This is a genomic window from Streptomyces sp. NPDC001544, assembly GCF_042894285.1.
Taxonomy (GTDB): Bacteria; Actinomycetota; Actinomycetes; order Streptomycetales; family Streptomycetaceae; genus Streptomyces.
This window is the reverse complement of record NZ_JBIAVN010000029.1, coordinates 37,432-63,172: the sequence shown is the minus strand read 5'-3', so window position 1 is coordinate 63,172 and position 25,741 is coordinate 37,432. Positions and strand designations below refer to the sequence as shown.

Annotated in this window: 20 protein-coding genes; 6 read left to right on the top strand and 14 right to left on the bottom strand. The window is 71.8% G+C overall.

The window, feature by feature from the left end:
- Positions 1 to 160: 160 nt before the first annotated feature.
- Entirely contained in the window at positions 161 to 1,276 is a 1,116-nt protein-coding gene (locus ACFY0F_RS38300) for an ADP-ribosylglycohydrolase family protein (RefSeq protein ID WP_388805546.1), read from the bottom strand.
- A gap of 203 nt (positions 1,277 to 1,479) precedes the next feature.
- Between ACFY0F_RS38300 and ACFY0F_RS38295 the strand changes: the two genes are divergently transcribed.
- Positions 1,480 to 2,025: a DUF2165 domain-containing protein gene (locus ACFY0F_RS38295; protein WP_388805543.1), complete on the top strand. Its 546-nt coding sequence runs from the start codon at positions 1,480 to 1,482 to the stop codon at positions 2,023 to 2,025.
- A gap of 29 nt (positions 2,026 to 2,054) precedes the next feature.
- Here the strand turns inward: ACFY0F_RS38295 and ACFY0F_RS38290 are convergent, their stop codons facing one another.
- The 4 genes from ACFY0F_RS38290 to ACFY0F_RS38275 form a co-directional block, all read right to left on the bottom strand.
- Complete coding sequence (locus ACFY0F_RS38290) at positions 2,055 to 3,185, bottom strand: FAD-dependent oxidoreductase (protein WP_388805540.1); 1,131 nt, start codon at positions 3,183 to 3,185, stop codon at positions 2,055 to 2,057.
- 154 nt (positions 3,186 to 3,339) lie between these two features.
- The gene (locus ACFY0F_RS38285; RefSeq protein ID WP_388805537.1) at positions 3,340 to 5,925 is read right to left on the bottom strand and encodes a bifunctional FO biosynthesis protein CofGH; all 2,586 of its coding nucleotides are present in this window, start codon (positions 5,923 to 5,925) and stop codon (positions 3,340 to 3,342) included.
- A 67-nt stretch (positions 5,926 to 5,992) separates the two neighbouring features.
- Positions 5,993 to 6,199 (bottom strand): hypothetical protein, encoded by a 207-nt coding sequence (locus ACFY0F_RS38280; protein WP_388805534.1) that lies wholly within the window; start codon positions 6,197 to 6,199, stop codon positions 5,993 to 5,995.
- A gap of 140 nt (positions 6,200 to 6,339) precedes the next feature.
- Positions 6,340 to 7,179: an LLM class F420-dependent oxidoreductase gene (locus ACFY0F_RS38275; protein WP_388805531.1), complete on the bottom strand. Its 840-nt coding sequence runs from the start codon at positions 7,177 to 7,179 to the stop codon at positions 6,340 to 6,342.
- A gap of 142 nt (positions 7,180 to 7,321) precedes the next feature.
- Between ACFY0F_RS38275 and ACFY0F_RS38270 the strand changes: the two genes are divergently transcribed.
- The 3 genes from ACFY0F_RS38270 to ACFY0F_RS38260 all read left to right on the top strand — a co-directional run bounded on the left by ACFY0F_RS38270 (position 7,322) and on the right by ACFY0F_RS38260 (position 10,341).
- Positions 7,322 to 8,848 carry a CehA/McbA family metallohydrolase gene (locus tag ACFY0F_RS38270; protein ID WP_388805528.1) on the top strand — a complete coding sequence of 509 codons (1,527 nt, stop codon included), beginning with the start codon at positions 7,322 to 7,324 and terminating at the stop codon, positions 8,846 to 8,848.
- 131 nt (positions 8,849 to 8,979) lie between these two features.
- Positions 8,980 to 9,840: a thermonuclease family protein gene (locus ACFY0F_RS38265; RefSeq protein WP_388805526.1), complete on the top strand. Its 861-nt coding sequence runs from the start codon at positions 8,980 to 8,982 to the stop codon at positions 9,838 to 9,840.
- 105 nt (positions 9,841 to 9,945) lie between these two features.
- Positions 9,946 to 10,341: a nitroreductase/quinone reductase family protein gene (locus ACFY0F_RS38260; RefSeq protein ID WP_388805523.1), complete on the top strand. Its 396-nt coding sequence runs from the start codon at positions 9,946 to 9,948 to the stop codon at positions 10,339 to 10,341.
- Positions 10,342 to 10,344: 3 nt separating this feature from the next.
- Here the strand turns inward: ACFY0F_RS38260 and ACFY0F_RS38255 are convergent, their stop codons facing one another.
- From ACFY0F_RS38255 to ACFY0F_RS38220, 8 genes are all read right to left on the bottom strand, one after another.
- Positions 10,345 to 10,890 (bottom strand): DUF3455 domain-containing protein, encoded by a 546-nt coding sequence (locus tag ACFY0F_RS38255; protein WP_388805520.1) that lies wholly within the window; start codon positions 10,888 to 10,890, stop codon positions 10,345 to 10,347.
- A gap of 204 nt (positions 10,891 to 11,094) precedes the next feature.
- Entirely contained in the window at positions 11,095 to 12,546 is a 1,452-nt protein-coding gene (locus ACFY0F_RS38250) for an aldehyde dehydrogenase family protein (protein ID WP_388805518.1), read from the bottom strand.
- Entirely contained in the window at positions 12,543 to 14,273 is a 1,731-nt protein-coding gene (locus tag ACFY0F_RS38245) for an amidohydrolase family protein (protein ID WP_388805515.1), read from the bottom strand. Before ACFY0F_RS38245 ends, ACFY0F_RS38250 begins: the two co-directional genes overlap by 4 nt.
- 9 nt (positions 14,274 to 14,282) lie before the next feature.
- On the bottom strand, positions 14,283 to 15,401 hold the full coding sequence (locus tag ACFY0F_RS38240; protein ID WP_388805512.1) for an LLM class flavin-dependent oxidoreductase: 1,119 nt from the start codon (positions 15,399 to 15,401) through the stop codon (positions 14,283 to 14,285).
- 130 nt (positions 15,402 to 15,531) lie between these two features.
- Complete coding sequence (locus ACFY0F_RS38235) at positions 15,532 to 16,302, bottom strand: SDR family NAD(P)-dependent oxidoreductase (RefSeq protein WP_388805509.1); 771 nt, start codon at positions 16,300 to 16,302, stop codon at positions 15,532 to 15,534.
- A gap of 8 nt (positions 16,303 to 16,310) precedes the next feature.
- Entirely contained in the window at positions 16,311 to 17,276 is a 966-nt protein-coding gene (locus tag ACFY0F_RS38230) for an LLM class F420-dependent oxidoreductase (RefSeq protein WP_388805506.1), read from the bottom strand.
- A 115-nt stretch (positions 17,277 to 17,391) separates the two neighbouring features.
- A complete protein-coding gene (locus tag ACFY0F_RS38225; protein WP_388805503.1) occupies positions 17,392 to 18,858 on the bottom strand; it encodes an FG-GAP and VCBS repeat-containing protein in 1,467 nt (488 codons plus the stop codon).
- A 140-nt stretch (positions 18,859 to 18,998) separates the two neighbouring features.
- On the bottom strand, positions 18,999 to 20,246 hold the full coding sequence (locus tag ACFY0F_RS38220; RefSeq protein WP_388805500.1) for an amidohydrolase family protein: 1,248 nt from the start codon (positions 20,244 to 20,246) through the stop codon (positions 18,999 to 19,001).
- 210 nt (positions 20,247 to 20,456) lie between these two features.
- On the opposite strand from ACFY0F_RS38220, the gene ACFY0F_RS38215 reads away from it, so the two are divergent.
- Both ACFY0F_RS38215 and ACFY0F_RS38210 read left to right on the top strand, forming a co-directional pair.
- A complete protein-coding gene (locus ACFY0F_RS38215; protein WP_388805497.1) occupies positions 20,457 to 23,408 on the top strand; it encodes a BTAD domain-containing putative transcriptional regulator in 2,952 nt (983 codons plus the stop codon).
- A gap of 207 nt (positions 23,409 to 23,615) precedes the next feature.
- Positions 23,616 to 23,804, top strand: a complete 189-nt coding sequence (locus ACFY0F_RS38210) for a sigma-like protein (RefSeq protein ID WP_388805494.1) — start codon at positions 23,616 to 23,618, stop codon at positions 23,802 to 23,804.
- Positions 23,805 to 24,162: 358 nt separating this feature from the next.
- On the opposite strand, the gene ACFY0F_RS38205 is transcribed toward ACFY0F_RS38210, so the two are convergent.
- The gene (locus tag ACFY0F_RS38205) at positions 24,163 to 25,737 is read right to left on the bottom strand and encodes a FadD3 family acyl-CoA ligase (RefSeq protein WP_388805492.1); all 1,575 of its coding nucleotides are present in this window, start codon (positions 25,735 to 25,737) and stop codon (positions 24,163 to 24,165) included.
- Positions 25,738 to 25,741 lie beyond the last annotated feature (4 nt).

Genomic DNA, 25,741 nt, shown 5'->3' with positions numbered 1-25,741 from the left:
GGGCCCGCGGCCCCCCCCCCCGCGGGCGGGGGGGAGCACTTGGGCGGCCCCCCGCTAACCCCGCCCCGGCGGCCCCCCCCCCCCCCACCCCGGGGGGGGGGGGCCCCCCGGGGCGGGGGCCCCACCCCGCACGCGTTCCCGCCCGCCCCGCGGGGGAACCTCACGCCCGCGGATACCGCGCCAGCCACCCCGGAGAAGACCCCGCCGGACCGTGCAGCGCGGGCCCCTGGGTCATCTCCATCGCGAAGTCGTCGGCCAGCTCCAGGACCGTGGGACGCCCCTCCAGCTCGACCAGCCACGCCGGCGGGAGGGCCGTCTCCCCGTGCAGGGCGCCGAGGAGCCCCCCGGTCAGCGCACCGGCGGCGCCGGAGGGCCCGGCCTGGTTCACCGCCAGGCACAGCCCGTGCCGTACGTCCTCCCCCACGAGGGCGCAGTACACGGCACCGGCCAGCATCCCGTCCGCCGACCCGTCCCCCACCAGCTCCTCCACCCGGGCCGGGGTCGGCATCCCCTGCCGTACGGCGCCCAGCGCGTGCTGCAGGGCATCCGAGACGGGCTGATGCCCCGGCCGCGCGGCCAGCATGGCCAGCGCCCGCTGCACGGCACCGTCGAGACTCTCGCCACGGGCCAGCCCGTGCACGATCACCGCGTACGCGCCCGCCGACAGATAGGCGGTGGGATGGCCGTGGGTCTGCGCCGCGCACTCCACGGCCAGTTGGACCACCAGCTGCGGCTCCCAGCCGACGAGCAGTCCGAACGGCGCCGAGCGGGCGACGGCCTCGGGCCCGAGCTCACCGGGATTCCTGGGCTTCTCCAGCGTCCCCATGTTCTCGTCCCCGAACCCGAGCAGCAGCGCCCGCGTGGGATCCCGCCGCGCGTAAAGCCACTCCTCCCGGGCCAGCCACCCGTCCTCCTTCCGCCGCTCGTCGGGCCCCCAGTCCCGCTGCGTCGCCGCCCATCTCAGATAGGCCCGGTGCAGATCGGTCGGCGGATGCCAGGCCCCGGTGTCCCGCCGCACCTGGGCCCGTATCAGCCCGTCCACGGTGAAGAGGGTGAGCTGCGTGTGATGCGTGACGGCCCCGCGCCGCCCGTACCCCACCGCCAGGTCGACCAGGCCCTCCACCCCGTACCCGGCCCGGATCTCCTCCATCCCGAGACCGTCGACCGGCGCGCCCAGCGCATCCCCGACGGCCACCCCGAGCAGCGTCCCACGCACCCGGCTACGGAAGTCCTGCTGCTCGACCCGCCCCCAGACGGCCCCGGATGTCGCACCCATCCTGACCTCCCACGTGGCACCGCCCGTACGTACGACGCTGAGCACTGTAATCGAACGGGGACGGTCGGTAGAGGGCCGGATCGGTGGGCGGGGTGTGGGTCGGGTGAACGGGAACGGTCGGTCCCGGTCGAGGGCCGGTCGTCGCTCTCATTCTGGCTCAATGCGTACGGGAGGCGGTGCCCGCGCAGGGAAGGAAATCCGTCATGACCACATCGGCATCGTCCGCACCCCGCCTGGCCGCCACCCTCCTGACCGGCACGGTCGCCCTCTACATCGGCCTCGTCGCCTTCGGCAACATCACCGACTTCGGCACCAACCAGCAGTTCGTCCGGCACGTGCTCGCGATGGACACGACGTTCAGGGACGACGACCTGATGTGGCGTGCCATCACCTCGCACGCATGGCAGGACGCCGCGTACGTGGCGATCATCGTCTGGGAGACGCTCGCGGCGCTGGTCCTGGTGGTGGCGACGTATCTGTGGGCCCGCCGGCACCCCCGCGCCCGGCAGGCCTCCACCATCGGCCTGCTGATGCTCCTGCTGCTGTTCGGCGCCGGGTTCGTCGCGATCGGCGGGGAGTGGTTCGCGATGTGGCAGTCCAAGACGTGGAACGGGCTGGACGCGGCCACCCGGGTGATCGTCCTGACCGGCGTGGCGCTGCTGGTCACGTACCTGCCGGGGGCTGCTCAGGAGACCGGTCCCGCGGGATCGGGTGACCCCGCGGGACGGACCTCACAGCTCGGGAGGTGAGGAGGGCGCCGGTCCGGGGCGTGAGTGGCTCATTCGCCCTCCCCGGTGAACAGCTTGATCAGGTCGTGGGCCGTGTTGTGTTCGGAGTCGATCCGGTAGCCGTGGGCGGCGTCGAGAGCGGCGACCTCGGCATTGCGGGAGAACATGGCCCGCTCGTACTCGGTGAGCGCGGCCTCGGTGTCGTCGGGGTGCGCGGCGAGGGCCTGGCCGAGTTCGGCGCCGTCGAGCATGGCCAGGTTGGCGCCCTCGCCGTTCGGGGCCTGCAGGTGGGCGGCGTCGCCGAGCAGGGTCACCCCCGGCACCCGGTCCCACCGGTGCTCGGCCGGCAGGGCGTGGAGGCGGCGCAGGACCGGCGCGGTGTCGCCGTCGGTGATCAGCGCGGTGAGCTCCGGTGCCCAGCCGTCGAACTCCGCCGCGATCCGCGCGGTCGCGGCGGCGGCGTCGGTGAAGTCGATGGCGGCGAACCAGTCCAGCGGCCTGGACAGCGCCACATAGGCGTGCAGGGTGTCGCCGCTCTCCCGGTGGGCGAAGATCTCCCTGCCCGGCGTGGGCGCCATCATCGACCCGCCGCCGACCGCCTTCGCGGTGGCCGGGTGCCGGGTGTCGGCGTCGAACAGCCAGGTCTCCACGACCGAGGTGCCGACGTACTCGGGTACGGCGTCGGAGAGCAACGGCCGCACCCGTGACCAGGCGCCGTCCGCGCCGACCAGCAGGCCTGCTTCGACGGTGCCGCCGTCGGCGAAGGTCACCTCGTGGCGGCCCTCGCCGACGCTGCGGACGCCGCCGACCTTGTGCCCCCACCGGACGGTGCCGGCCGGGAGCGAGTCGAGCAGGATCCGTCGCAGCTCGCCGCGCATCGCCTCGGGACGTCCGCCCGTGCCGTCGTCGGCCTCTTCGAACAGGACGTTCCCGTCCTGGTCGAGGATCCGCATCGCCTGGCGGCCCTCCAGGACGATGGCGCGGAACTCGTCCATCAGACCGGCCGCCTCGAGGGCGAGCTGCCCGTTGTAGTCGTGGATGTCGAGCATCCCGCCCTGCGTGCGCGCCGCCGGGGAGGACTCGGCCTCGTACACGGTGGCCGGGATTCCGTGGACGTGCAGGACGCGGGCCAGCGTGAGTCCGCCGAGTCCGGCACCGATGATCGTGACGGGAGTGTTCATGATGGCTCCTCGGGATGGGGCCGCCCGGCGAACTCCGGCCGGCCTTCACCCGAAAAGTGCCATCCCCCGCCGACGGGCCGCCGACAACGACCGACAGCCCTCCGACAGCCCTCCGGCAGTCGTCCGACACGCGGCCTCCACCGCAGACCGGCCGTCAGTCCAACACCGGCAGCAACTCCGGCAGATGCCCGTCCGAAGCCGCCGCCGCGCGCTGTCGTTCCTCCGGGACCTGGCCGTACAGGGTCGTGCGGGGCCTGGCCGGGCGGCCGGCGGTTTCGGCCACGGTGATCAGGTCGCGTACCGACTTGTAGGAGCCGTAGGAGGAGCCCGCCATGCGGGAGATGGTCTCCTCCATCAGGGTGCCGCCCAGGTCGTTCGCGCCGGAGCGGAGCATCTCCGCGGCGCCCTCGGTGCCGAGCTTCACCCAGCTGGTCTGGATGTTGGGGATCCAGGGGTGGAGGAGGAGGCGGGCCATCGCCGTGACCGCCCTGTTGTCCCTCGTGGTCGGGCCCGGGCGGGCGATGCCCGCCAGGTACACCGGCGCGTTGGTGTGGATGAACGGGAGGGTGACGAACTCCGTGAAGCCGCCCGTCCGTTGCTGGATGCGAGCGAGTGTGCGCAGGTGGCCGAGCCAGTGGCGGGGCTGGTCCACGTGGCCGTACATCATCGTCGAGGAGGAGCGGATGCCCAGCTCGTGGGCGGTGGTGATCACCTCGATCCAGGTGGCCGTGGGCAGCTTGCCCTTGGTGAGCACCCAGCGGACCTCGTCGTCCAGGATCTCCGCGGCCGTGCCCGGGATGGAGTCCAGGCCCGCCTCCTTGGCCGCCGTCAGCCACTCGCGGATGGACATCCCGGTGCGGGTGGCGCCGTTGACGACCTCCATCGGGGAGAAGGCGTGCACGTGCATGCCGGGGACGCGGGACTTCACCGCCTTCGCGATGTCGAAGTACGCCGTTCCCGGCAGGTCGGGGTGGATCCCGCCCTGCATGCACACCTCCACCGCGCCGACCTCCCAGGCCTGCTGGGCGCGGTCGGCGACCTGCTCCAGGGAGAGGGTGTAGGCGTCGGCGTCCGTGCGGCGCTGCGCGAAGGCGCAGAAACGGCAGCCCGTGTAGCAGACGTTGGTGAAGTTGATGTTCCGGGTGACGATGTACGTCACGTCGTCACCGACCGCCGACTTCCGCACGTCGTCCGCGATCCGGGTCAGCGCGTCCAGCGCCGGGCCGTCCGCGTGGAGCAGGGAGAGGGCCTCCTCGTCGCTGAGCCGCGTCGGGTCGTCCGCCGCCGTGCGCAGGGCCTCGCGTACGTCCGTGTCGATGCGCTCCGGCGCCATCCCCGGCGCGGCGGCCTCGCGCAGGGCGGCCCAGTCGCCGTACACCTCGTCGAAGTCGTCACGCCGGTCGGACGTGCGGCCCTCGGTGTCGATCGACGCGTGCAGGTCGGTGCGGCCGGACGCGACGAACGCCTCCTCCGGCTCCTGCCACGGATGTCCCTCGACCACGGCGTCGGGACGCGCCAGCCCCGTCTCCGGGTCCGCCAGCGCCCGTACGTGCGGCAGCAGCCGCGGGTCCAGCCAGGGCTCGCCGCGCTTGACGAACTCCGGGTACGCGCAGAGCCGTTCCCGCAGCTCGAAGCCCGCCGCCGCCGACTTCCGGGCCAGCTCCTCGATCTGCGGCCAGGGGCGTTCGGGGTTGACGTGGTCGATGGTCAGGGGCGACACCCCGCCCCAGTCGTCGATGCCGGCGCCGATGAGCCGCTCGTACTCCGAGTCGACCAGGTTCGGCGGGGCCTGCAGACAGGCGGAGGGGCCGAGCAGGTGCCGGGCGACGGCCACCGTGGCGACGAGGTCGTCCAGTTCGGCGTCCGGCATGCCGCGCATCGCCGTGTCCGGCTTGGCGCGGAAGTTCTGGATGATCAGTTCCTGGATGCCGTGGTAGGCCCTCGACACCTTCCGCAGGGCGAACAGGGACTCCGCCCGCTCCTCGTACGTCTCACCGATCCCGATCAGGATGCCGGAGGTGAAGGGGACGGAGGAGCGGCCCGCGTCCTCCAGGACGCGCAGCCGTACGGCCGGTTCCTTGTCCGGGGAGCCGTAGTGCGGTCCGCCCGGTTCGGACCAGAGGCGGGTGGCGGTCGTCTCCAGCATCATGCCCATGGACGGGGCGACCGGCTTCAGGCGCTGGAAGTCCGTCCACGACATCACGCCGGGGTTGAGGTGGGGCAGCAGGCCGGTCTCCTCCAGGATGCGGATGGAGATGGCGCGGACGTAGGCGATCGTGTCGTCGTAGCCGTGCGCGTCGAGCCACTCGCGCGCCTCCGGCCAGCGGTCCTCGGGCTTGTCGCCGAGGGTGATCAGGGCTTCCTTGCAGCCCAGGGCGGCGCCCTTGCGGGCGATGTCGAGCACCTCGTCGGGGGACATGAACATCCCGTGACCGGCCCGGCGCAGTTTGCCGGGCACGGTGACGAAGGTGCAGTAGTGGCACTTGTCCCGGCACAGCCGGGTGAGGGGGATGAAGACGCTCTTCGAGTACGTGATGACACCGGGCCGGCCCGCCGCCTCGAGGCCCGCGTCCCGCACCCGGGCGGCGGACGCGGTGAGGTCGTCGAGGTCCGCGCCGCGCGCCTGGAGCAGGACGGTCGCCTCGGAGACGTCCAGGGCGACTCCCTCGCGGGCGCGTTTGAGAGCGCGACGCATGGAGTTCTCGGTCGGGCCGGTTCCGGGGGTCGCGGAAGTCGTCATCCTTCGAGCATACGAGTGCCGTGATCAGGGCGGTCGGGGCCGTCCCCGCGCTCCACCGCCGCCGCGCTCAGTGAAGGGCGAGCCAGCCGATGCCGACGGCGCACGCGAGGCCGCCGGCGATCAGGTCGGCCGGCCGGTGGCGGTGCAGGACGGAGCCCACCAGCAGGGCGCCGAGCAGCACGGCGACCGTGCCGACCGTGCCGAGCAACGGTCCCTTGCTGTAACCGAATTCGTTGATGTGCCACGCGAGGCGCACCAGCCAGTAGAGCCTCATGACGCGACCGTGCCCAAGTGAAGTCTCCCCCCGTCGCACACCCCTGCCTGCCGGACGATGCGCCGCGACAGGACGAACGGGCCGCACCCTTCGATCAGCGATGGTCAGACGCCGATCCGAGACGAACCCGACTCGACATCCTACGGTTGGATCACGTCGAGCGCGCGCAGCACCTCCGCCTCCCCCGCCGGCGGCAACTGCACCACGACCTCCTCGATCCCAAGGTCGGCGTAGTGCGCGAGCTTGCCCGGGCTCGGCTGCACGGCGTACGGCACGACCTGCAGTGCGGCCGGGTCGCGGCCCGCGTCGGCCCAGGCGGCGCGCAGCACCGGCAGCGACTCGGTCAGTCCGCGCCCGCCGATCGGCAGCCATCCGTCCGCGTACTCCGCGACGTGCGCGAACAGCTTCGGCCCCGCGGCCCCGCCGACGAGCGTCCGGGGCCCGACGACCGGCCCGCGCGGCTTCTGCGCGGGCTTGGGGTGGGCGTGGCTGGCCCGCACGCTCCCGAACTCCCCCGCGTACCCGGCCGGCTCCTCGGCCCACAGCGCCCGCATCAGCGCCAGCCGGTCCCGGACCAGTTCCCGCCGCGTGCCCCACTCCACCCCGTGGTCGGCGGCCTCCTCGACGTTCCAGCCGAAGCCGACGCCGAGGGTGAACCGGCCGCCGGACAGGTGATCGAGCGTGGCGACCTGCTTGGCGAGGCCGATCGGATCGTGCTGGGCGACGAGGGTGATCCCGGTGCCGAGCGCCAGCCGCTCGGTCACCGCCGCCGCCTGCCCGAGCGCGACGAAGGGGTCGAGGGTGCGGCCGTACTCGCGCGGCAGCTCGCCCCCGGCCGGGTACGGGGTGGTCCGCTCGACCGGGATGTGCGTGTGCTCGGGCAGATACAGCCCGGCGAACCCCCGCTGCTCGAGCTCACGGGCGAGTCGGACGGGCGTGATGGTCTCGTCGGTGAGGAAGATCGTGACGGCGATACGCATGTCCCAGGTGTACCGGGGTGGGGGTGCAGTGTCCATACCGACTGGTCGGCACATCCCCTCCGCATCGCGTCCATGACAAGCTTTCGCCTCTCGATTCCCTTGTATACGGGGCGAGTTCACGCCCGTACCGGACGGTGACCCCATGTGTGAAGACGCGCACGGCATCGGAAGACGTGCCCTGTTGGTGACGGGAGCGGCGGCCGCGCTTACGTTGGGAAGCGTGAGCTTCGCCGCCGCGGACGAGCAGGGCCAGGAGACCCGGACGGTACGCGGCACGCTGCCGCCCGGCTCCCCGGACTTCGTGTACGTACCCGTCGAGGTACCCCCGGGGGTGCGGGAACTCAAGGTCTCCTACACCTACGAAAGGCCGTCCGTCCCGGCCGGCACCCAGGGCAACGCCCTCGACATCGGCATCTTCGACCAGCACGGCACCGAACTCGGCGGCCGGGGCTTCAGGGGCTGGTCGGGCGGGGCGCGCACCGAGTTCTTCATCCGCGCGGACGAGGCCACGCCGGGCTACCTTCCCGGGCCGGTGCGGGCGGGCACGTGGCACATCGCCCTGGGCCCCTACACGGTGGCACCGCAGGGCCTGGCGTACGAGCTGACGATCACGCTGACCTATGGCGAGCCGGGGGCAGCGGTTCCGCCCGCGTACCCGCCCGCGCGGGCCAGGGGCCGGGGCCGGACCTGGTACCGGGGCGACTGCCACCTGCACTCCTGGCACTCCGACGGCCGCCGCACCCCGGCCGAGATCGCGGCCCTCGCCCGGGCGGCGGGCCTGGACTTCATCAACACCTCCGACCACAACACGCACTCCTCCCACGCCCACTGGGCGGACGTCGCCGGGGACGACCTGCTGGTCATGCTCGGCGAGGAGGTCACGACGAGGAACGGCCACGTGGTGGCCCTCGGCACCGACCCCGGCACCTTCGTCGACTGGCGTTACCGGGCACGGGACAACCGCTTCGGCCGTTTCGCGCGGGAGATCCGCCGGGCCGGCGGCCTGGTGGTCCCGGCCCACCCGCACGCCACCTGCGTCGGCTGCGGCTGGAAGTTCGGCTTCGGCGAGGCGGACGCCGTGGAGGTGTGGAACGGCCCCTACACACCGGACGACGAGGTCACACTGGCCGACTGGGACAACCTGCTCGTCGCCTACGCACGGGAGGGGCGGGGGCGTGCGGGCCGGGAGTGGCTCCCGGCGATGGGCAACAGCGACGCCCACCGCGACCCGGACGTGGTCGGCAGCCCCCAGACCGTCGTCCTGGCCGACGACCTCACCCGGGAGGCGATCCAGGAGGGCATCCGCGCGGGCCGCTCGTACATCGCGGAGTCCAAGAACCTCTCCCTGACCTTCACGGTGTCGGACGGCCGGGGCCGGCATGCGGGCATCGGAGAGCGGCTGGACGCCGACCCCGACACCCCTGTGACGGTCCGCCTGGAGGCGTCGGGCGCCCCCCGCTGCACGGCCCGCATCGTCACCGACCAGGGCGTCCTGCTGACCAGCGACCCGTTCCCGGTGTCCGGCTCGGGGGTCGTGGAGTGGCGCACGACCCCGGCCTACGCGGCGTACGTACGGGCCGAGCTGCGTCATGAGACGGCGGCGGGTCCCGTGCCGGGGGCGTTGGCCGCGCTGACGAACCCGGTTTTCCTGGGGCGGTGGGGCGGGTGAGCGTGACACCTCTCCCTTGACCCATCGGATTGTCATGAATTGCCGCTTTCACATGCAATGCTTAGCTTTGCATCGTTACGCGCTTCATGTGACGTCATGCGGCGCCCATCTCTCACCCGTTGGGGACCCCCATGCCGATGCTGCTGATCCAGGGTTCGTTCCAGGTGCTCCACGCCCAGCCGGACGGGGACTCCCTCCACTTCACCCCGAACGATCCGACCGAGTGGGACCTCCTCCACGGCACCCACCGGGTCCAGCACAACCACCTGGGCACCAACCAGCTGAGGCTCGACGCGATCGACGCCCTGGAAACCCACTACGGCACCGCACCGCGGGTTCACCAGCCGCTGGAGTTCGCGCACGCGGCATCCGCGGAACTGCTCAAGTGGCTCGGCTTCAAGAAGGTCCAGCGCGACCAGGACGAGACCGTCACCGCCGCGACACCCGACCAGGTTCCCGGCTACATCCTCACCAGAGGCGCCGACCTGCACGGCCGCTGCGTCGCCCTCGTCGGCAAGGGCAGGTCCCCCAAGCCCAGCGCGTCCTGGGTCAACGTCGACGTACCGCTGCTGCGGAAGACGGCCAACCACCACCTGCTGGCCACCGGCCTGGCCTACCCCACCTACTACCGCAACCTCTTCCCCGACCTGCGGGGCGAGCTGACCGCCGTGGTCCACCAGGCGCAGAAGGACAAGAAGGGGCTGTGGCCGCAGGACGTGACCACCAAGGGCGCGAAGATCACCGGCATGACGTCGGTCACCGACCAGGTGGTCGTCCTGCCCAAGCTGTTCCGCCGCCTCGTCGACTACCTGCGCCTCGGCGACTCGTCGCTGACCGGCTTCCCCGCCTTCCTGGCCCAGAAGAAGGACCGCTTCTTCATCCTGTCCACCGGCCACTCCACCACCGGCCTGGACGCCGTCGTCAAGATCACCAACGGTCACACCATCCGGATGACGCACCCCGCCGAAGACCTGGTCTTCGACGAGGGATAGGCGAGGGACGGGCGAGGGACGGGCGAGAGCCAGGCGAACGTAGCGTGGAAGCTGCGCTTACAGGTCAAGCCCGTACAGGGCCCGTCCCGAGGGAGCTTCCCGCCCATGTCCCGTCTCGCCGACCTCCGTTTCCGCGCCGCCACCGCCTTCCAGCGCCATCTGGCCAATCCGGTGACGCGCCGCCTCCCCCTCCAGACGGTCCTGGAGACCACCGGCCGCGTCTCCGGCCTGCCCCGGCAGACCCCGGTCGGTGGCCGCCGGGTCGGGGACTCCTTCTGGCTGGTCTCGGAGTTCGGGGAGAGGTCGCAGTACGTGCGGAACATCCAGGCCGACCCGAGGGTGCGGGTGCGGATCGGTGGGCGGTGGCACCGGGGCACCGCCCACCTGCTGCCGGACGACGACCCGGTCGCCAGGCTGCGCGCCCTGCCCAGGGGCAACAGCGCGGCCGTCAGGATGCTGGGGACCCAGCTGCTGACGGTCCGGGTCGATTTCACCGACTGAACGTCACTCGGCCGCCTTGTAGAACGCGTACGTCGCCGTGTACCGAACCCCCGCCTGCTCCGTACCGGTGCAGGCGCCGGCCGGTGCCACACCGCCGGTCGTGTTCAGGCGCTGGACGTAGGTGACGTCCCCGAACACCCCGGTGCCCCGCGTGGCGGTGGCCTTGAGGAGCAGTTCGGGGATGGCGCCGTCCTTGGGGGACGAGGCGACCGCCGAGGCGTTGACGGCGCTGCCGTCGACCGTGGACACCCACACGGGACCACGGGAGTGCAGGGCGACCGGTCGGTGGGCGCGGTCGGAGAGGACGGCGGCGGGCTCCAGGAACTTCCAGGCGCCGTCGGTGCACGTGTAGGTCTGCACACCGCGGGCGGAGTAGACCGCGGTCAGCTTGTTGCCGGCGGGCACCTTCAGCGCGGCGGGGGCGTGGACGGCCGGGATGTGGGCGGGCCGCTCGGACGCGGCCTGGACGGTGGTCGTGCCGAGCAGGGTGGCGGCGGCCGCGGCTGCGACGGCCGTGGTGGTCAGAACGAGTCGCTTGGCGAGCTTCATGAAAGGCGGGTCTCCGAACGGTTGCATGCGTACCGGGAAGAGAGGTGACCGGCCATCAGAGAACCGGCCGTCCCTCTGTGTCCCGGACGCTACGAGCCCCGTCCCCCCTGGCGGGGCCGGTTTCCCGTTCTTTGCCCCACCCGTAAGACCTGGGTAAGGCCATGGCCGCCCGAAAGGGCAGGCGGCCGGGGCCGCTCGCACACGTCACCCCGGCCAGACGATCGCCTGCACCTCGCTGTAGGCGTGCAGGGCGTACACCCCGACGTCCCGGCCGACCCCGCTCTTCTTGAACCCCCCGAACGGCGCCTCCATGTTGCGGCCGACGGTGTTGATCCCGACGCCGCCGGCCCGCAGCCGCCGGGCGACCCGGAAGGCGCGGGCCACGTCGCCGGACCAGACGTAGTCGATGAGGCCGTACTCGGAGTCGTTGGCGAGGGCGACCGCCTCCTCCTCGTCGTCGAAGGGGACGACCGCCACCACCGGGCCGAAGATCTCCTCGCGGACCGCCCGCATGTCGTTGCCGCAGTCGGCGAGGAGGGTCGGGGCGACGTAGAAGCCCCTTTCGAGTGGCGGGCGTTCACCGCCCGTGACCACCGTCGCGCCTTCCTTGCGCGCGAGTTCCACGTACGACTCCACCCGGTCCCGGTGCGCCGCCGAGATGACCGGGCCCACCACCGTGTCCGGCTCGCTCGGGCTTCCCACCTTCAACCGCCGTGCGTACGCGGTCAGTCCGTCCACGAGAGGGCCGTACACCCCCCGCTGCGCCAGCACCCGTGTCGGCGCCGTGCAGATCTGCCCGCTGTAGAAGGAGAAGGTGGTGCCGATGCCCGCCACCGCCGACGCGATGTCCGCGTCGTCGAAGACGACCGCCGCGCCCTTCCCGCCCAGCTCCATCAGCTGCCGTTTCATGCCCCGCCCGCACACCTCGGCGATGCGCTGCCCGACCGCCGTGGAGCCGGTGAAGCTCACCATGTCGACGTCGGGCGAGGCGACGACCGCCTCGCCGACGGCCACCTCGCGGCCGGAGACGACGTTCACCACGCCGGGCGGCGCGCCGGCCGCCTCCAGGGCCTCGGCCATGCGGTAGACGGACAGCGGGTCCTGCGGGGCGGGTTTCACCACGACCGTGTTGCCCATGGCGAGCGCCGGGGCGACCTTTCCGGCCGGGTTGGCCCACGGGTTGTTGTAGGAGGTCACGCAGGTGACGACGCCGACCGGCTGGCGCACGGCCAGCGCGCCCATCACGCCCGCCCTCCCCATCGGCCCGGCCTCGTTGATCTGGGGCGGGACCGCCCATTCGGCGGGTTCCACGCGGGCGTACCGGCGGAAGCGGGTCGCGGCCACCCCGACCTGCATCGCGCGGGCGGTGCCGGTGGTGGCGCCGGTCTCCGCGCGGGCGAGGTCGGTGTACGGCGCCAGGTGGGCGCGGATGTGGTCGGCGGCCCGGGCGAGGACCGCCGCGCGTTCCTCCGGCGGGGTGGCGGACCAGGGGCCGAGGGCCTCGCGGGCCGCGGCGCAGGCCGCCTGTGCCTGGTCCCGGGTGGCCTCCGGGGCCCAGCCGACACTCTCCTCGGTCGCCGGGTCGGTCACCGCGTAGTGGCCGGCGTCCGGTTCCACCCATGCGCCGCCGATGAACAGCCGCTGGCCCTCGCTCACTTGGTGTCCACCGTCCGGGTGTCCCGGCCCGAGCGCAGCACCCGTCCCGGTACCGCCCCGGTCACCACGTCGTCCCGGATCGCCTCGACCCCGTTGACCCGGACGGACCGTATCCCGAGGGCCTTGGAGTCCAGCCGTGGGCTGTCACCCGGCAGGTCGTGCACCAGGGTGGCCTGGCCCGCGTCGATCCGCTGCGGGTCGAACAGGACGAGGTCCGCATGCCAGCCCTCCCGGATCCGGCCCCGCTCGCGCAGGCCGAAGAGGCGTGCCGGGTCGTCGGTGAGCATCTTCACCGCCTGTTCGAGCCCGACCAGCTTCCGGCCGCGCAGACAGTCCCCGAGGAACCGGGTGGTGTACGGCGCCCCGCACATGCGGTCCAGGTGCGCGCCCGCGTCGGAGCCGCCGAGCAGGACGTCCTCGTGCCGCCAGGTCTCGGCCCTGAGCGCCCAGGAAGCCGGGTCGTTGTCGGTGGGCATGGGCCACAGGACCGTCCGCAGGTCGTCGGCGGCGCAGATGTCGACGAGGCAGGCGAAGGGGTCCTGGCCGCGCTCCTCGGCGATGTCCCGGACGACGCGGCCGGTCAGTCCGCGGTTGGCGTCGCTGTAGGTGTCCCCGATGACGTACCGCCCGAAGTTCGCCAGCCGCCGGAAGACGCCCGCCTCCTTGGAGTCGGCGCGGCGCAGCATCTCCGCCCGGACGTCCGGGTCGCGCAGGCGTGCGATGCGTTCGGGGACGGGCAGGGCGAGGATCTCGCCCCAGCCGGGGATCAGGTTCAGCGCGCAGAAGGTGCCCAGCGACATGTTCATCGGGGTGAGGATCGGCATGGTGAGGGCGACGACCCGGCCGCCGGCCTCGCGGGCCCGCTCGCTGGCCGAGAGCTGCCTGGGCACCCGTTCGGGGACCGCCGCGTCGACGGTGAGGACGTTCCAGTTCAGGGGGCGTCCGGCGGTCGCGCTCATCTCGACGAACAGGTCGATCTCGGCGTCGCTGAACTGGTCGAGGCAGCCCGCGACGATCGCCTCGATCTGGGTGCCCTCGTGCTCGCCGACGGCCCGGGCGAGGGCGAGGAGTTCCTCGGGGCGGGCGTGGCGGGAGGCGACCGGGCGGCCGTCGCCGTCGGAGTGGGTGGACGACTGGGTGGTGGACAGGCCCCAGGCGCCCGCGTCCATCGCCTCGTGGAAGAGGCGCAGCATCTGCCCCAGTTGACTGGGGCTGGGCTGCCCGCCGACCGCGTCGGGGCCCATCACGTACCGGCGGAGCGCGCAGTGTCCCACCATGAAGCCCGCGTTGACCGCGATCCGGCCCTCCAGGGCGTCGAGGTACTCGCCGAAGGTGTGCCAGTTCCAGGGCGCCCCTTCCTCCAGCGCGACCAGGGACATGCCCTCCACCTTGGACATCATCCGGCGGGTGTAGTCGGCGTCCTCGGGCCGGTCGGGGTTCAACGGGGCCAGGGTGAAGCCGCAGTTGCCGGCGGCGACCGTGGTCACGCCGTGGTTGAGCGAGGGGGTGGCGTACGGGTCCCAGAAGAGTTGGGCGTCGTAGTGGGTGTGCGGGTCGACGAAGCCGGGGGCGAGGACGAGGCCGTGCGCGTCCTCGGTGGTCCGGGCTTCCTCGGTGATCCTTCCGACGGCGGCGATCCGGCCGTCCCGCAGCCCCACGTCGGCGGTGCGGGCGGGGGCGCCCGTCCCGTCGACGACGGTCGCCCCCCTGATGACGTGATCCAGCACGGTCCCCCCTTACGCCGCTTCCCGGAACCGGGTGGTCCGGTGGACCGGGTCCGTGTCGATCTTCGGGATGACGTGCTCGCCGATCAGCCGGATGGTCTGCAGCGTCTCCTCCTTGGGCACCCCGACCGGCAGCCCGAAGCTGAGCTGGTCGGCGCCCGCCTGCTCCCACCGCTTGCACTGGCGCAGCACCTCGTCGGGGTCGCCGCAGATCAACAGCTCCTCCTCCACGAGGAGTTCGACGAACTCGGGGGTGTACTCGGGGAGGGTCTCCGGCCACTCCGGGAAGCCCTCCGGGCGCGGGAAGGTGTCGTGGTAGCGGAAGACGAGGGAGGGCAGGTAGTGCAGGCCACCGGCGGCCGCGATGCGGATGGCCTCGTCGTGCGTGGGCGCGCAGATCGCGGTCGTCGTCACCATCACGTTGTCGTTGACGAAGTCCCCGACGGGCTCGGCGTTCACGACCGCCGTCTTGTACTGCTCCAGCACCCACTCCATGTCGGAGACCTTCTGGATGCTGAAGCCCAGCACCCCGAGCCCCTTCTTCGCGGCCATGGCGTACGAGGGCGGGGACCCGGCCGCGTACCACATCGCCGGATGCGACTTCCCGTACGGCTTGGGGAGCACCTTCCTCGGGGGCAGTTGCCAGTGCTTGCCCTGGAAGCCCACGTACTCGTCCTGGAGCCACATCTTGGGGAACTCGGCGATGGTCTCCTCCCAGATCTCCTTCGTGTAGTTCATGTCGGTGATGCCGGGGAGGAAGCCGAGGATCTCGTGGGAGCCGGCGCCGCGCCCGCTGCCGAACTCGAAGCGGCCCTCGCTGAGGTGGTCCAGCATGGCGACCTTCTCGGCCACCTTCACCGGGTGGTTGACCTGCGCGAGCGGGTTGAAGATGCCGGAGCCGAGGTGGATGCGTTCGGTGGCGTGGGCGAGGTAGCCGAGGAAGACGTCGTTGGCGGAGAGGTGGGAGTACTCCTCCAGGAAGTGGTGCTCGGACGCCCAGGCGTACTTGAAGCCGGACTTGTCCGCCTGGATGACGTACTCGGTCTCCTCCATCAGTGCCTTGTGCTCGGCCAGCGGGTCGGTCTCGGCTCGCTTGCCCACGTATCCCTGTACAAAGAGCCCGAATTCCAAGGCGGATCACCGTCCCTACGGTTTACTGACGAATCGTCAGATTGCCTGCCGCCCGACTGTTGCACCGCCCGCATGCACCGTCAATAGCTGACGGCTCGTCAGATCAGATGTGCGAACCGGACGGCGGAGGTCAGATGACGGTCACTCCCGCGAGCCACCCGCCGTCGATCACGAACGGCTGCCCGGTGATGTACGAGGAGTCGTCGGAGGTGAGGAACAGCGCCAGCCGGGCCACCTCCTCCGGCCGTCCGACCCGCCCCAGCGGCACGAGCTTGCGGTACAGCTCGTCCAGGGCGCGGGTGGTCTCCTCGGGGTCGGCGTCCGGGTCCAGCCGGGCCGGGTTGGACATCGGGGTGTCGATCGCGCCCGGGCAGATGGCGTTGACGCGGATCTTCCGCTGCGCCAGCTCCAGAGCGGCGACCCGGGTGAGCCCGAGGACCGCGTGCTTGGTGGCGGCGTACGTGCCGACGGCCGCCATCCCGGTCAGCGCGGTGTAGGAGGCGGTGTTGACGATCGTGCCACCCTCGGCCATCGCCGGCGCGACCACCTTCATCCCGAGGAAGCAGCCCACCTGGTTCACCTGCACCACCTGCATGAACTCCTCCAGCGGAGTGTCCACGAGGGCGTTGAAGCGCAGGATGCCCGCGTTGTTGACCAGCCCGTCGACCCGTCCGTACGCCTTCCGCGCGGCGGCGAGGGCGGCCTGCCAGTCCTCCTCCCGGCTCACGTCCAGGTGGACGTACGGCGCCCCCAGCTCCTTGGCCAGCGCCTCCCCCTGGTCGTCCAGCACGTCCGACACGACGACCCGCGCACCCTCCGCCGCGAAGAGCCGCGCCTCCTGCTCGCCCTGCCCGCGCGCCGCCCCGGTGATGATGACGACGCGTCCGTCCAGTTTGGCCATGTCTCTCCTCAGTCCAGTGCGGGGGCCACCTCGGCCCCGAAGGCGGCTATCTGGTCGGTGAGTTCGGCGCGGCTCCGGCAGCGGAACCGCACCTGGATCTGGTGCACGCCCATCGCGCGGTACCCCCGGAGCGACTCGGCGAGGGCTTCGGGGTCGCCGGTGAGGGTGCGGCGGCCGGTGTCCCAGGCGGGCCGGCCGACGTACAGGGGCTCGGTGATCGCGCCGACGGTCAGCGGCGCCTCGATCCCCGCCCGTTCCCTCAGCTCCCGGAGCCGGGCGATCTGCGCGGGCAGCCGGTCCCGCGGGTCTCCCTGCGGCAGCCAGCCGTCCCCCTTGAGGGCGGCCCGGCGCACGGCGGCGGGTGAGGAGCCGCCGACCCAGACGGGCACCCGGTGCTGGGCGGGCCGGGGCCGCTGCCCGAGCCCCTCGAAGTCGTAGGCCTTGCCGTGGTGCTCGGGGTACTCCTCCGGCCCCAGGGCGGCCCGGAGCGCGTCGATCGACTCGTCGAGCAGGGCGCCGCGCCGCTCGAAGTCCACCCCCAGCGCCTCGAACTCCTCCCGTACGTGCCCGGCGCCGACCCCGAGGACCAGTCGCCCGCCGCTGAGGTGGTCGAGGGTGGCGTACTGCTTGGCGGTGGCCAGCGGGTGCCTCAGGCCGACGACCGCGACGTGACTGAGCAGCCGGACGCGTTCGGTGACGGCCGCGAGGTGGGCGAGGGTGGCGACCGGGTCGTACCAGACCGTGCTCATCGCGGGCGCGAGGCGGCGCGGGATCGCGACGTGGTCGCAGCAGGCCAGGTAGGCGAATTCGGCGCGGTCGGCGGCGCGGGCGATCTCGACGAGGTCGGCGGGGGTGGCGTCGGCCTCCCAGGGTTCCGCGTAGAGGGTGCTCTGGGACTGGACGGGGAGCTGGATACCGTAGGCGAGGCGTTGCTCGCGGTGCTCCTTGCGGCGTTCCTCGGGTGGGGCGGGCACGGTGTCCCCCTCTGCATGGCTGACGGACCGTCAGTCGACGATTCGTTGGGCACATCGTCGTAGCTGACGATCCGTCAGACAAGGGGATCGTCGATATGGAGCTGTGCGGCTCGCGTCAGCGTGCGAAACCGTCCCCGAAGTCGGCGTCGGTGACGGGTGCGCCGAGGGTGGCGGGGCCGAAGGAGTAGGACCCGGAGGCGGTCGGGCCGGTGCCGGTGGAGCGGAAGCCCCAGACGGCGCCGTCGAAGGTGTTCTCACCGTGGGCGGCGGCGTACAGCTCGGCGCGACCGTCCTGGTCGGTGTCGACCAGCGCGGTGTGGCTGCCGAAGAAGTCGTTCTGCTCGGCCGTGCCGGGCACGCCCGCGGTGTTCTGGTCGAAGGACACGGCACCGGCGCCGGTCAGCCCGCCCTTCGCGCCCCGCAGCACGGTCACGGCGCCCGCCGAGGCGACCTTGCCGATGGCCTCGTTCGGGGAGCCGACGGCGACGTCCGCGTAACCGTCGCCGTTGACGTCGGCCACGGAGACACCCCAGCCGAAGCCGTCACCGGCCTCGGAGGTGCCGGGTACGCCGGGCGTGTTCTGGTTGACGACCGTGGTGCGGGAGGTGTCGGGCCCGGTGGCCGAGCCGTACACGGCCTCGACCTGGCCGCCGAGGCGTGCCGGGTCCACGTGGTCCTCCTCGGAGCCGTCGAGGGGACGCCCGATGACGATGTCGGCGTACCCGTCCTTGTTCACGTCACCGATGCCGATACTGGCACCGCCGGGGACCTTGGTGCCGTCGGCCCGCTTCAGCACGACCGGGTCGCCCAGACCGGCCTTGCTGCCGTGCAGGTAGACCACACGATGGCCGACGGGCTCGCCGTCCTCGCCGTAGTCGTGGATGAGCGCGACCAGGTCGGTGATGCCGTCGTGGTCCACGTCCCCCGCGGCGAGGTCGTCGGTGGCGTAGTCGGAGTCGAAGGAGAGGCCGGCAAAGTGGGCGGCACCGGCGGTGCGGGTGAACGGGCCGACGAGCAGCCGGGTGGCCGTGGCGAGGTCCGGGTGGCCGTCACCGTCGTAGTCACCGACGGCGAGGTACTGGGCGTTGACCCGGTCGCCCGCGGCACCGGTGGCCACGACCTTGCCGCCGGACAGCCCCTGCTTCCCGCCCCAGACGACGGTCAGCGTGCCCGCGTTCTGCACGGACCCGACGTCCTCGCCGCTCGCCCCGACCACCAGGTCCGTGTAACCGTCGCCGTCCAGGTCACCGAGGGCGAGGCCGGAGCCGAAGTAGTCGTCGGCCTCGGCGCCGCCGGGTATGCCGGCCGTGTCCTGGCTGATGAGCTGCCGGTGCGAGGTGTCCAGCCCCTTCTTGGAGCCGTACACGACACTCACGTAGCCCGCACGCGCGTGCCCGCCGACCTTGCCCGAGGAAGCGGCGACGGCGAGGTCCGCGTACCCGTCTCCGTTGAAGTCGGCGCGCACGCTGTGCGCCTTGGCCTGCGTACCCGCCGCCTGCGCGCTCACCGGGCCGACGACGGCCGCGGCGACGGCCGCGGCGGCCACGACTCCGAGACGGGAACGAAACCTGCGCTTGCTCATGTGGAACCCAACTCCCGTTTTCCTGTCGGTCGATGACAGACGGGAGATCCGAAGTCCCCAAGATCTCCACGCCGTCGCCCTGTACGACTCGCCGGGCGGCGACGGGGTTGCCCCGGAGGGCGCCGGGAATTCCCCGGCCGTTAACCGGCGCCCTTCGCACCGCCCCCGGGCCACAGCCCGTCCTCCGTGAGCCCCAGCAGCCCGATCGCGTTGCCCCGTACGATCCGCTCGACGACGTCGGCCGCCAGGTGCCCCATCTGGGCCTCGCCCACCTCACGGGACTTCGGCCAGGTGGAGTCGGAGTGCGGGTAGTCGGTCTCGTACAGGACGTTGCCGACCCCGATGGAGTCCAGGTTCCGCAGCCCGAAGGCGTCGTCGAAGAAGCAGCCGAAGACATGCTCGGCGAACAGCTCGGACGGCGGCCGGTGCACCTTGTCGGCGACCCCACCCCACCCCCGGTTCTCCTCCCACACCACGTCGGCCCGCTCAAGGATGTACGGGATCCACCCGATCTGCCCCTCCGCGTACATCACCTTCAGGTTCGGGAACCGCTCGAACTTGCCGCTCATCAGCCAGTCGACCATCGAGAAGCAGCAGTTGGCGAAGGTGATGGTGGAGCCGACGGCGGGCGGGGCGTCGGCGGAGGTGGACGGCATACGGCTGCTGGAGCCGATGTGCATGGCGACGACCGTGCCCGTCTCGTCGCACGCGGCGAGGAAGGGATCCCAGTCGTCGGTGTGGACGGAGGGCAGACCGAGATGCGGGGGTATCTCGGAGAAGGCGACGGCCCGGACCCCGCGGGCCGCGTTCCGCCGGACCTCGGCGGCGGCCAGCTCGGCGTCCCACAGGGGAATCAGGGTGAGCGGTATGAGCCTCCCCCGCGCCTCGGGCCCGCACCACTCCTCCACCATCCAGTCGTTGTAGGCCCGCACGCACAGCAGCCCCAGCTCGCGGTCCTTCGCCTCGGTGAAGGTCTGCCCGCAGAAGCGGGGGAAGGTGGGGAAGCACAGGGCCGACTGCACATGGTTGACGTCCATGTCGGCGAGACGGGCGGGCACGTCGTACGACCCCGGCCGCATCTGCTCGTACGTGATGACCTCGAGCCTGATCTCGTCCCTGCTGTAGCCGACGGCGGTGTCCAGGCGGGTGAGGGGCCGGTGCAGATCCTCGTACACCCACCAGTCACCGACCGGCCCGTCGTCGCCCGGCGCCCCCATGACGGGCGCGAACCGGCCACCGAGGAAGGTCATCTCCTTCAGCGGCGCACGGACGATACGAGGGCCTGTGTCCCGGTACTTCCCGGGGAGCCGGTCCTGCCAGACGTGCGCGGGCTCCACGGTGTGGTCGTCGACGGAGATGATCTCCGGGAAGGGCGTCTGGGTGTCCATGGCGCTGACGGTAGCGCCGATCTGACGATCCGTCAGCCAGTGGGAAGTGATCGTTGACGGTCAGGTCTGTGCGGAACTGTGTGCAGAGCATGTGAGGGGGTTGTGCACTCCCGTGAGTCGGCCTGTGATCGGTGTCTCCCACGGCTGACGCATCCGCCCCGAACAAGGCAAACTGACGTAGTTGTTCGGGATGCCTAGGGGGACCAACGCATGGACGGTGTACCGCGAGTACCGGAGCAGCGGCGCCCCGGCTCCTCCTCGGAGGAACCCGCGGCGTTGCGCTTCAGCGTGCTCGGCCCGGTGCGCGCCTGGCGCGGCGACGAACCACTCAGCACCGGCTCCCCCCAGCAGCGCGCCCTGCTCGCCGCCCTGCTGCTGCGCGAGGGGCGCACGGCGACCGCCGCGGAACTGATCGACGCCCTCTGGGGCACCGAGCCGCCCTCGCAGGCCCTGGCGGCGGTCCGCACGTACGCCTCGCGGTTGCGGAAGGTCCTCGACCCCGGCGTCCTGGTCAGCGAGTCCGGCGGCTACGCGGTCCGCGCACCGCACGAGGGCGCGCTGGACCTGCTGGTCGCGCAGGACCTGGCGGCGGAGGCGGAGAAGGCACGCGGCGCCGCCGACCTGTGCCATGCGCGGGAGGTACTGAACCGGGCGCTCGGCTTGTGGGACGGCGAGGCCCTGGCGGGCGTGCCGGGCCCGTACGCGGAGGCGCAGCGGGTCCGCCTGGAGGAATGGCGCCTGTCACTGCTGGAGTCCCGCCTGGACATGGACCTGGAGCTGGGCTGCCACGCGGAGGCGGTGTCGGAACTGACCGCCCTCACGGCGGCCCACCCCCTGCGCGAACGCCTGCGCGAGCTCCTGATGCTGGCGCTGTACCGCAGCGGCCGCCAGGCCGAGGCGCTGGCGGTGTACGCGGACACCCGCCGTCTCCTCGCGGAGGAACTGGGGGTGGACCCCCGCCCGGACCTGCGGGAACTCCAGCAGCGCATCCTCCAGGCGGACCCGGCACTCGCCGAACCCTCCGCACCGGTGGCGGAACCGGCGGTGGTACCGGTACGCCCGGCGCAACTCCCGGCGACCGTCCCCGACTTCACCGGCCGGACCTCCTTCGTGGCGGAACTGAGCGAAGTGCTCGCCTCCGCCGAGGGCCGGGTGATGGCGGTGTCGGCGCTGGCCGGCATCGGAGGCGTCGGCAAGACGACGTTGGCGGTCCACGTGGCCCACCAGGCGCGTTCCGCCTTCCCGGACGGCCAGTTGTACGTCGACCTCCAGGGCGCGGGCGCCCGGGCGGCCGAACCGGAGACGGTACTGGGCTCCTTCCTGCGGGCCCTCGGCACCGCTGACTCGGCGATCCCGGACTCCCTGGAGGAGCGTGCAGCCCTGTACCGGTCCGTGCTGGACGGCCGGCGGGTGCTCGTATTGCTGGACAACGCGAAGGACGCGGCGCAGGTGCGCCCGTTGCTGCCGGGTACGGAAGGCTGCGCGGCGCTCGTGACGTCCCGGGTCCGGATGGTCGACCTGGCGGGCGCGCATCTGGTGGACCTGGACGTGATGTCCCCGGACGAGGCGCTGTCGCTGTTCACGAAGATCGTGGGCGAGGAGCGGGTGGCGAGCGAGCGGGAAGCGGCGCTGGACGTGGTGGCGGCGTGCGGTTTCCTGCCGTTGGCGATCCGGATCGCGGCGTCCCGGCTTGCGGCCCGGCGCACCTGGACCGTGTCGGTACTGGCGGCCAAGCTCGCGGACGAGCGCCGTCGCCTGGACGAACTCCAGGCCGGCGACCTGGCGGTCAAAGCGACCTTCGAGCTCGGCTACGGCCAGTTGGAGCCGGCCCAGGCGCGGGCGTTCCGGCTGCTGGGGCTTGCGGACGGTCCGGACATGTCCCTGGCTGCGGCGGCCGCGGTCCTGGACCTCCCGGCGGAGGAGACCGAGGACCTGCTGGAGGCCCTGGTCGACACGTCGTTGCTGGAGTCGGCGGCGCCGGGACGCTACCGCTTCCACGATCTGGTCCGGCTCTACGCGCGTGCGTGTGCGGAGCGGGACGAGCAGCCGCCGAGCGAGCGGGAGGCGGCTATGTCGCGGTTGCTGGACTTCTATCTGGCCAATGCGGTCAAGGTCTATGCGCTTGAGCGTCCCGGTGACCGGACGGTCACACACCTTGAGCAAAGCCGCTACTCGGGGAAGGAGTTTGCCGACGCCTCGGACGCGCTGGACTGGCTGCATGCGGAGGCAGAGCCGCTTCTTGCCTGCGTCCAGCAGTCCCTGAAACCCTCTACGTTGCGACGGGCCATTGATCTCCTCTTGGCCACGATCGACCTGGCCGAGTCCGGCGCAGGTTCGCGCCGGTACGAGAGGACAGCCATGGCAGCACGGGACGCCGCTGCCGTCCAGGGGGACGCCCATGCTGAGATGCGCGCGCGCATCACGCTCGCCCAGGCCCTCAGTCAGGCTGGCCGGTTCGAGGAAGCGGAACGAGAGGCCAGGCGCGCCGATTCCCTCAACGGAGCCGCAACCGACCCCTGGACCAGCAGCACTGCTCCGAACCAACTGGGGATCATCGCAATATGCAGGTCCCTCTATGCCGACGCCGAGGGTTATTTCATCAGGGCGATCGACGCCTTCCGCGCAGATGAGAACAAGCCGGGCGAAGCGAGTGCCGTCTGCAATCTGTCGCGGACGCTGGCATCCATGGGGCGCAGTGCACGAGCTGTCGAACTCGCCCAACAGGGCATCAAGATCTACGACGATCTGGGCCTCTCGGTACGCCTGGCGAACGCAAGGTACGCCTCAGGGATCGTCCTGACCCAGGCCGGCCGGCTCCCAGAAGCTCTGGAGCAGCTTGAAAAGGCACTTCACATCTTCACGGAAAGCCGTCAGCGCCTCTGGGAAGGGACCACTCACTTCCGCATCGCCCAAGTACACCTCGCGGCTCATCGGCCGACCCAGGCCGCCCAGCACGCCGAACAGGCCCTGGGGATCGGTTGCATCGGGGGCGACTGGATGAGGGCCAACGCCCTGACACTCCTCGGGAAGGCCCTGGACGCACTCGGCCAACCGGACCGAGCCCGTGCTTGCTGGCGTGATGCTCTCGGCATCTACGACACGGCCGGCTCCTCCGAGGCCGCCGAAGTCCGCGGCCTGCTGTCTCCGCTCGCCGCCGCCTGAAAGCCTCGCACCGGGGCGTTCATCGAACGTTTATGGGCCGCTGCCACTCTTTAGTTCCTGGATCCGTCGCGTCGGGGGGCAGGCGGATCCCTGAGGCCTCACGGCTACTCTGAGGCCTCCGAAACGCCCGTTCGGCGGCCCTCGGGGGAGTTGCCGAGCGGGCGCTTTCGCCGCAATACACCGTTACCTACCGGGGGAGTTCCCGCCATGAGTGAAGCCAAGAAGGCCGAGGAGATCACCACCCTGGACCAGCACGCGCCGGTTCCGCCGGCCCTGGCCGAGGAAGTCACCACGCTGGACCAGCACGCGCCGGTCCCACCCGCCCTGGGCGAGAAAGTCACCACGCTGGACCAGCACGCGCCGGTCCCACCCGCCCTGGACCTGAAGGACAAGTAGACCTCCATTACCGACGGGGATCGGCCGCGGCAGCGCGGAGGGGAGCTGCCGCGGCCGAGGCGTGTTCCGACAGGGAGGAAGATCCAGGCCGTTCTGTGGCGGGAACCGTTCGAAGCACTCGGACATCGGGGCCCGGGTGGGGTTCCCTGAGGTGGGCTGGGCTGCCGGCCGACGGCAGGGGCCGCCCTACCCGGGCCCCCGCTTTCCTCGGGCTGCCCGCTCGCTTCTCACCCGGGCTGGAGCGGCCCGGGTCAAGGGTGGCCCGAAGGGCCATTGGCGCAGCCGACGCGCAGCGCCCTTGACGCGGGTCGCTCCAGGCCGACAATGCGAAAGAAGCGGGCGGCCCCACGGTCACCGCTCAACCCCGATCCCGATCGCCCACCCGCAGTTCCCCCTTCACCACCTTGCCGCTCGCGTTCCGGGGGAGTTCGCTCACGAACTCCACCACCCTGGGCACCTTGTAGTTGGCCATCTCTCTCCGGGCCCAGGCGATCAGGTCGTCGGCGGTGACCACGGACCCCGGCCGGCGGACCACGAACGCCTTGCCGACCTCGCCCAGCCTCGCGTCCGGGATGCCGATCACCGCGACGTCGGCCACGTCCCGGTGGAGGCCCAGGAGTTGCTCTATCTCCGCCGGGTAGGCGTTGAAGCCTCCGACTATGTACATGTCCTTCAGGCGGTCGGTGATGCGGAGGTTGCCGGCGCCGTCCAGGACGCCGACGTCGCCGGTGCGCAGCCAGCCGTCCTCCGTGATCGCCTCCGCCGTCGCCGCTTCGTCCTCGTAGTAGCCCCGCATGACGTTGAAGCCCCGGACCAGGACCTCCCCGTCCTCCGCCAGCTTCACCTCCGTCCCCGGTATCGCTCGGCCCGAGGTCGACGCGATCAGCGCCAGGTCGTCGCCCCGGCGGCACATCGTCACTATGCCGCTCGCCTCCGAGAGGCCGTACGCCGTCAGGACCGTGCCCACTCCCAATTCCTCGCGTAGGCGTTCCACCAGGCGCAAGGGCACCACCGCCGCCCCTGTCACCACCAGCCTCAGCGCCGAGAGGTCGTGCGCGTCCCTCGCCGGGTGGTCCAGGAGGGACTGGTGGAGGGTCGGGGGGCCCGGCAACACCGACACCCGTTCCGCCGCCATGTTCGCCAGCGCCGTGTCCACGTTGAAGACCGGCTGCGGGATCATCGTCGCCCCGCGCGTCAGGCAGGCGATCACGCCTGCCTTGTAGCCGAACGTGTGGAAGAACGGGTTCACGATCAGGTAGCGGTCGGACGAGCGCAGGCCTGCCAGGTCGGCCCAGATGTCGTACGCCGTCAGGGTCTGCTCGTGCGTGATCATCGCGCCCTTGGGGCGGCCCGTCGTGCCCGACGTGAAGATGATGTCCGAGAGGGAGGAACCCGTCACCGCCCCGGCCCGGCGCCTCACCTCCGTTTCCCCCACTCCCTCCCCGCCCGCCAGGAAGTCCTTCCACGTACAGAAACCCGCAGGCGCGTCCCCCGAGAGGATCACCACCCGCTCCAGCTCCGGCAGCCCCGGCAGCGGGCCCGCCCCCGGCCCCTCCCCCGCCGCCCGTCTCAGTGACGCCACGTACGACGCGCCCAGGAACGTCCCCGTCACGAACAGCAACCGGGCCCCGCTCCTCGCCAGCACGTCCGCCGCCTCCGCCCCCTTGAAGCGCGTGTTCAGCGGTACGAGTACCGCGCCCGCCGTCACCGCCCCGAGCGCAGCGACGATCCAGTCGAGGGAGTTGGGGGCCCACACCCCCACCCGGTCGCCCACCTCCACCCCGCTCGCAATGCAGGCCGCCGCCGCGCGTTCGACCCGGGCGCCCAGTTCGCCGTACGAGACCCGGCTGCGGCCCTCCACCACCGCCTCGGCGGTGGCGTACCGCTCGGCCGACCACCGCACCAGGTCCGGAATGGTGTCCCAGTCACCCACAGCA

What these genes read in the sequence shown, in the direction of transcription:
- ACFY0F_RS38300 (WP_388805546.1), bottom strand. Translation starts at nt 1,276, where the DNA reads ATGGGTGCGACATCCGGGGCCGTCTGGGGGCGGGTCGAGCAGCAGGAC.
- ACFY0F_RS38295 (WP_388805543.1), top strand. Translation starts at nt 1,480, where the DNA reads ATGACCACATCGGCATCGTCCGCACCCCGCCTGGCCGCCACCCTCCTG.
- ACFY0F_RS38290 (WP_388805540.1), bottom strand. Translation starts at nt 3,185, where the DNA reads ATGAACACTCCCGTCACGATCATCGGTGCCGGACTCGGCGGACTCACG.
- ACFY0F_RS38285 (WP_388805537.1), bottom strand. Translation starts at nt 5,925, where the DNA reads ATGACGACTTCCGCGACCCCCGGAACCGGCCCGACCGAGAACTCCATG.
- ACFY0F_RS38280 (WP_388805534.1), bottom strand. Translation starts at nt 6,199, where the DNA reads ATGAGGCTCTACTGGCTGGTGCGCCTCGCGTGGCACATCAACGAATTC.
- ACFY0F_RS38275 (WP_388805531.1), bottom strand. Translation starts at nt 7,179, where the DNA reads ATGCGTATCGCCGTCACGATCTTCCTCACCGACGAGACCATCACGCCC.
- ACFY0F_RS38270 (WP_388805528.1), top strand. Translation starts at nt 7,322, where the DNA reads ATGTGTGAAGACGCGCACGGCATCGGAAGACGTGCCCTGTTGGTGACG.
- ACFY0F_RS38265 (WP_388805526.1), top strand. Translation starts at nt 8,980, where the DNA reads ATGCCGATGCTGCTGATCCAGGGTTCGTTCCAGGTGCTCCACGCCCAG.
- ACFY0F_RS38260 (WP_388805523.1), top strand. Translation starts at nt 9,946, where the DNA reads ATGTCCCGTCTCGCCGACCTCCGTTTCCGCGCCGCCACCGCCTTCCAG.
- ACFY0F_RS38255 (WP_388805520.1), bottom strand. Translation starts at nt 10,890, where the DNA reads ATGAAGCTCGCCAAGCGACTCGTTCTGACCACCACGGCCGTCGCAGCC.
- ACFY0F_RS38235 (WP_388805509.1), bottom strand. Translation starts at nt 16,302, where the DNA reads ATGGCCAAACTGGACGGACGCGTCGTCATCATCACCGGGGCGGCGCGC.
- ACFY0F_RS38225 (WP_388805503.1), bottom strand. Translation starts at nt 18,858, where the DNA reads ATGAGCAAGCGCAGGTTTCGTTCCCGTCTCGGAGTCGTGGCCGCCGCG.
- ACFY0F_RS38220 (WP_388805500.1), bottom strand. Translation starts at nt 20,246, where the DNA reads ATGGACACCCAGACGCCCTTCCCGGAGATCATCTCCGTCGACGACCAC.
- ACFY0F_RS38215 (WP_388805497.1), top strand. Translation starts at nt 20,457, where the DNA reads ATGGACGGTGTACCGCGAGTACCGGAGCAGCGGCGCCCCGGCTCCTCC.
- ACFY0F_RS38210 (WP_388805494.1), top strand. Translation starts at nt 23,616, where the DNA reads ATGAGTGAAGCCAAGAAGGCCGAGGAGATCACCACCCTGGACCAGCAC.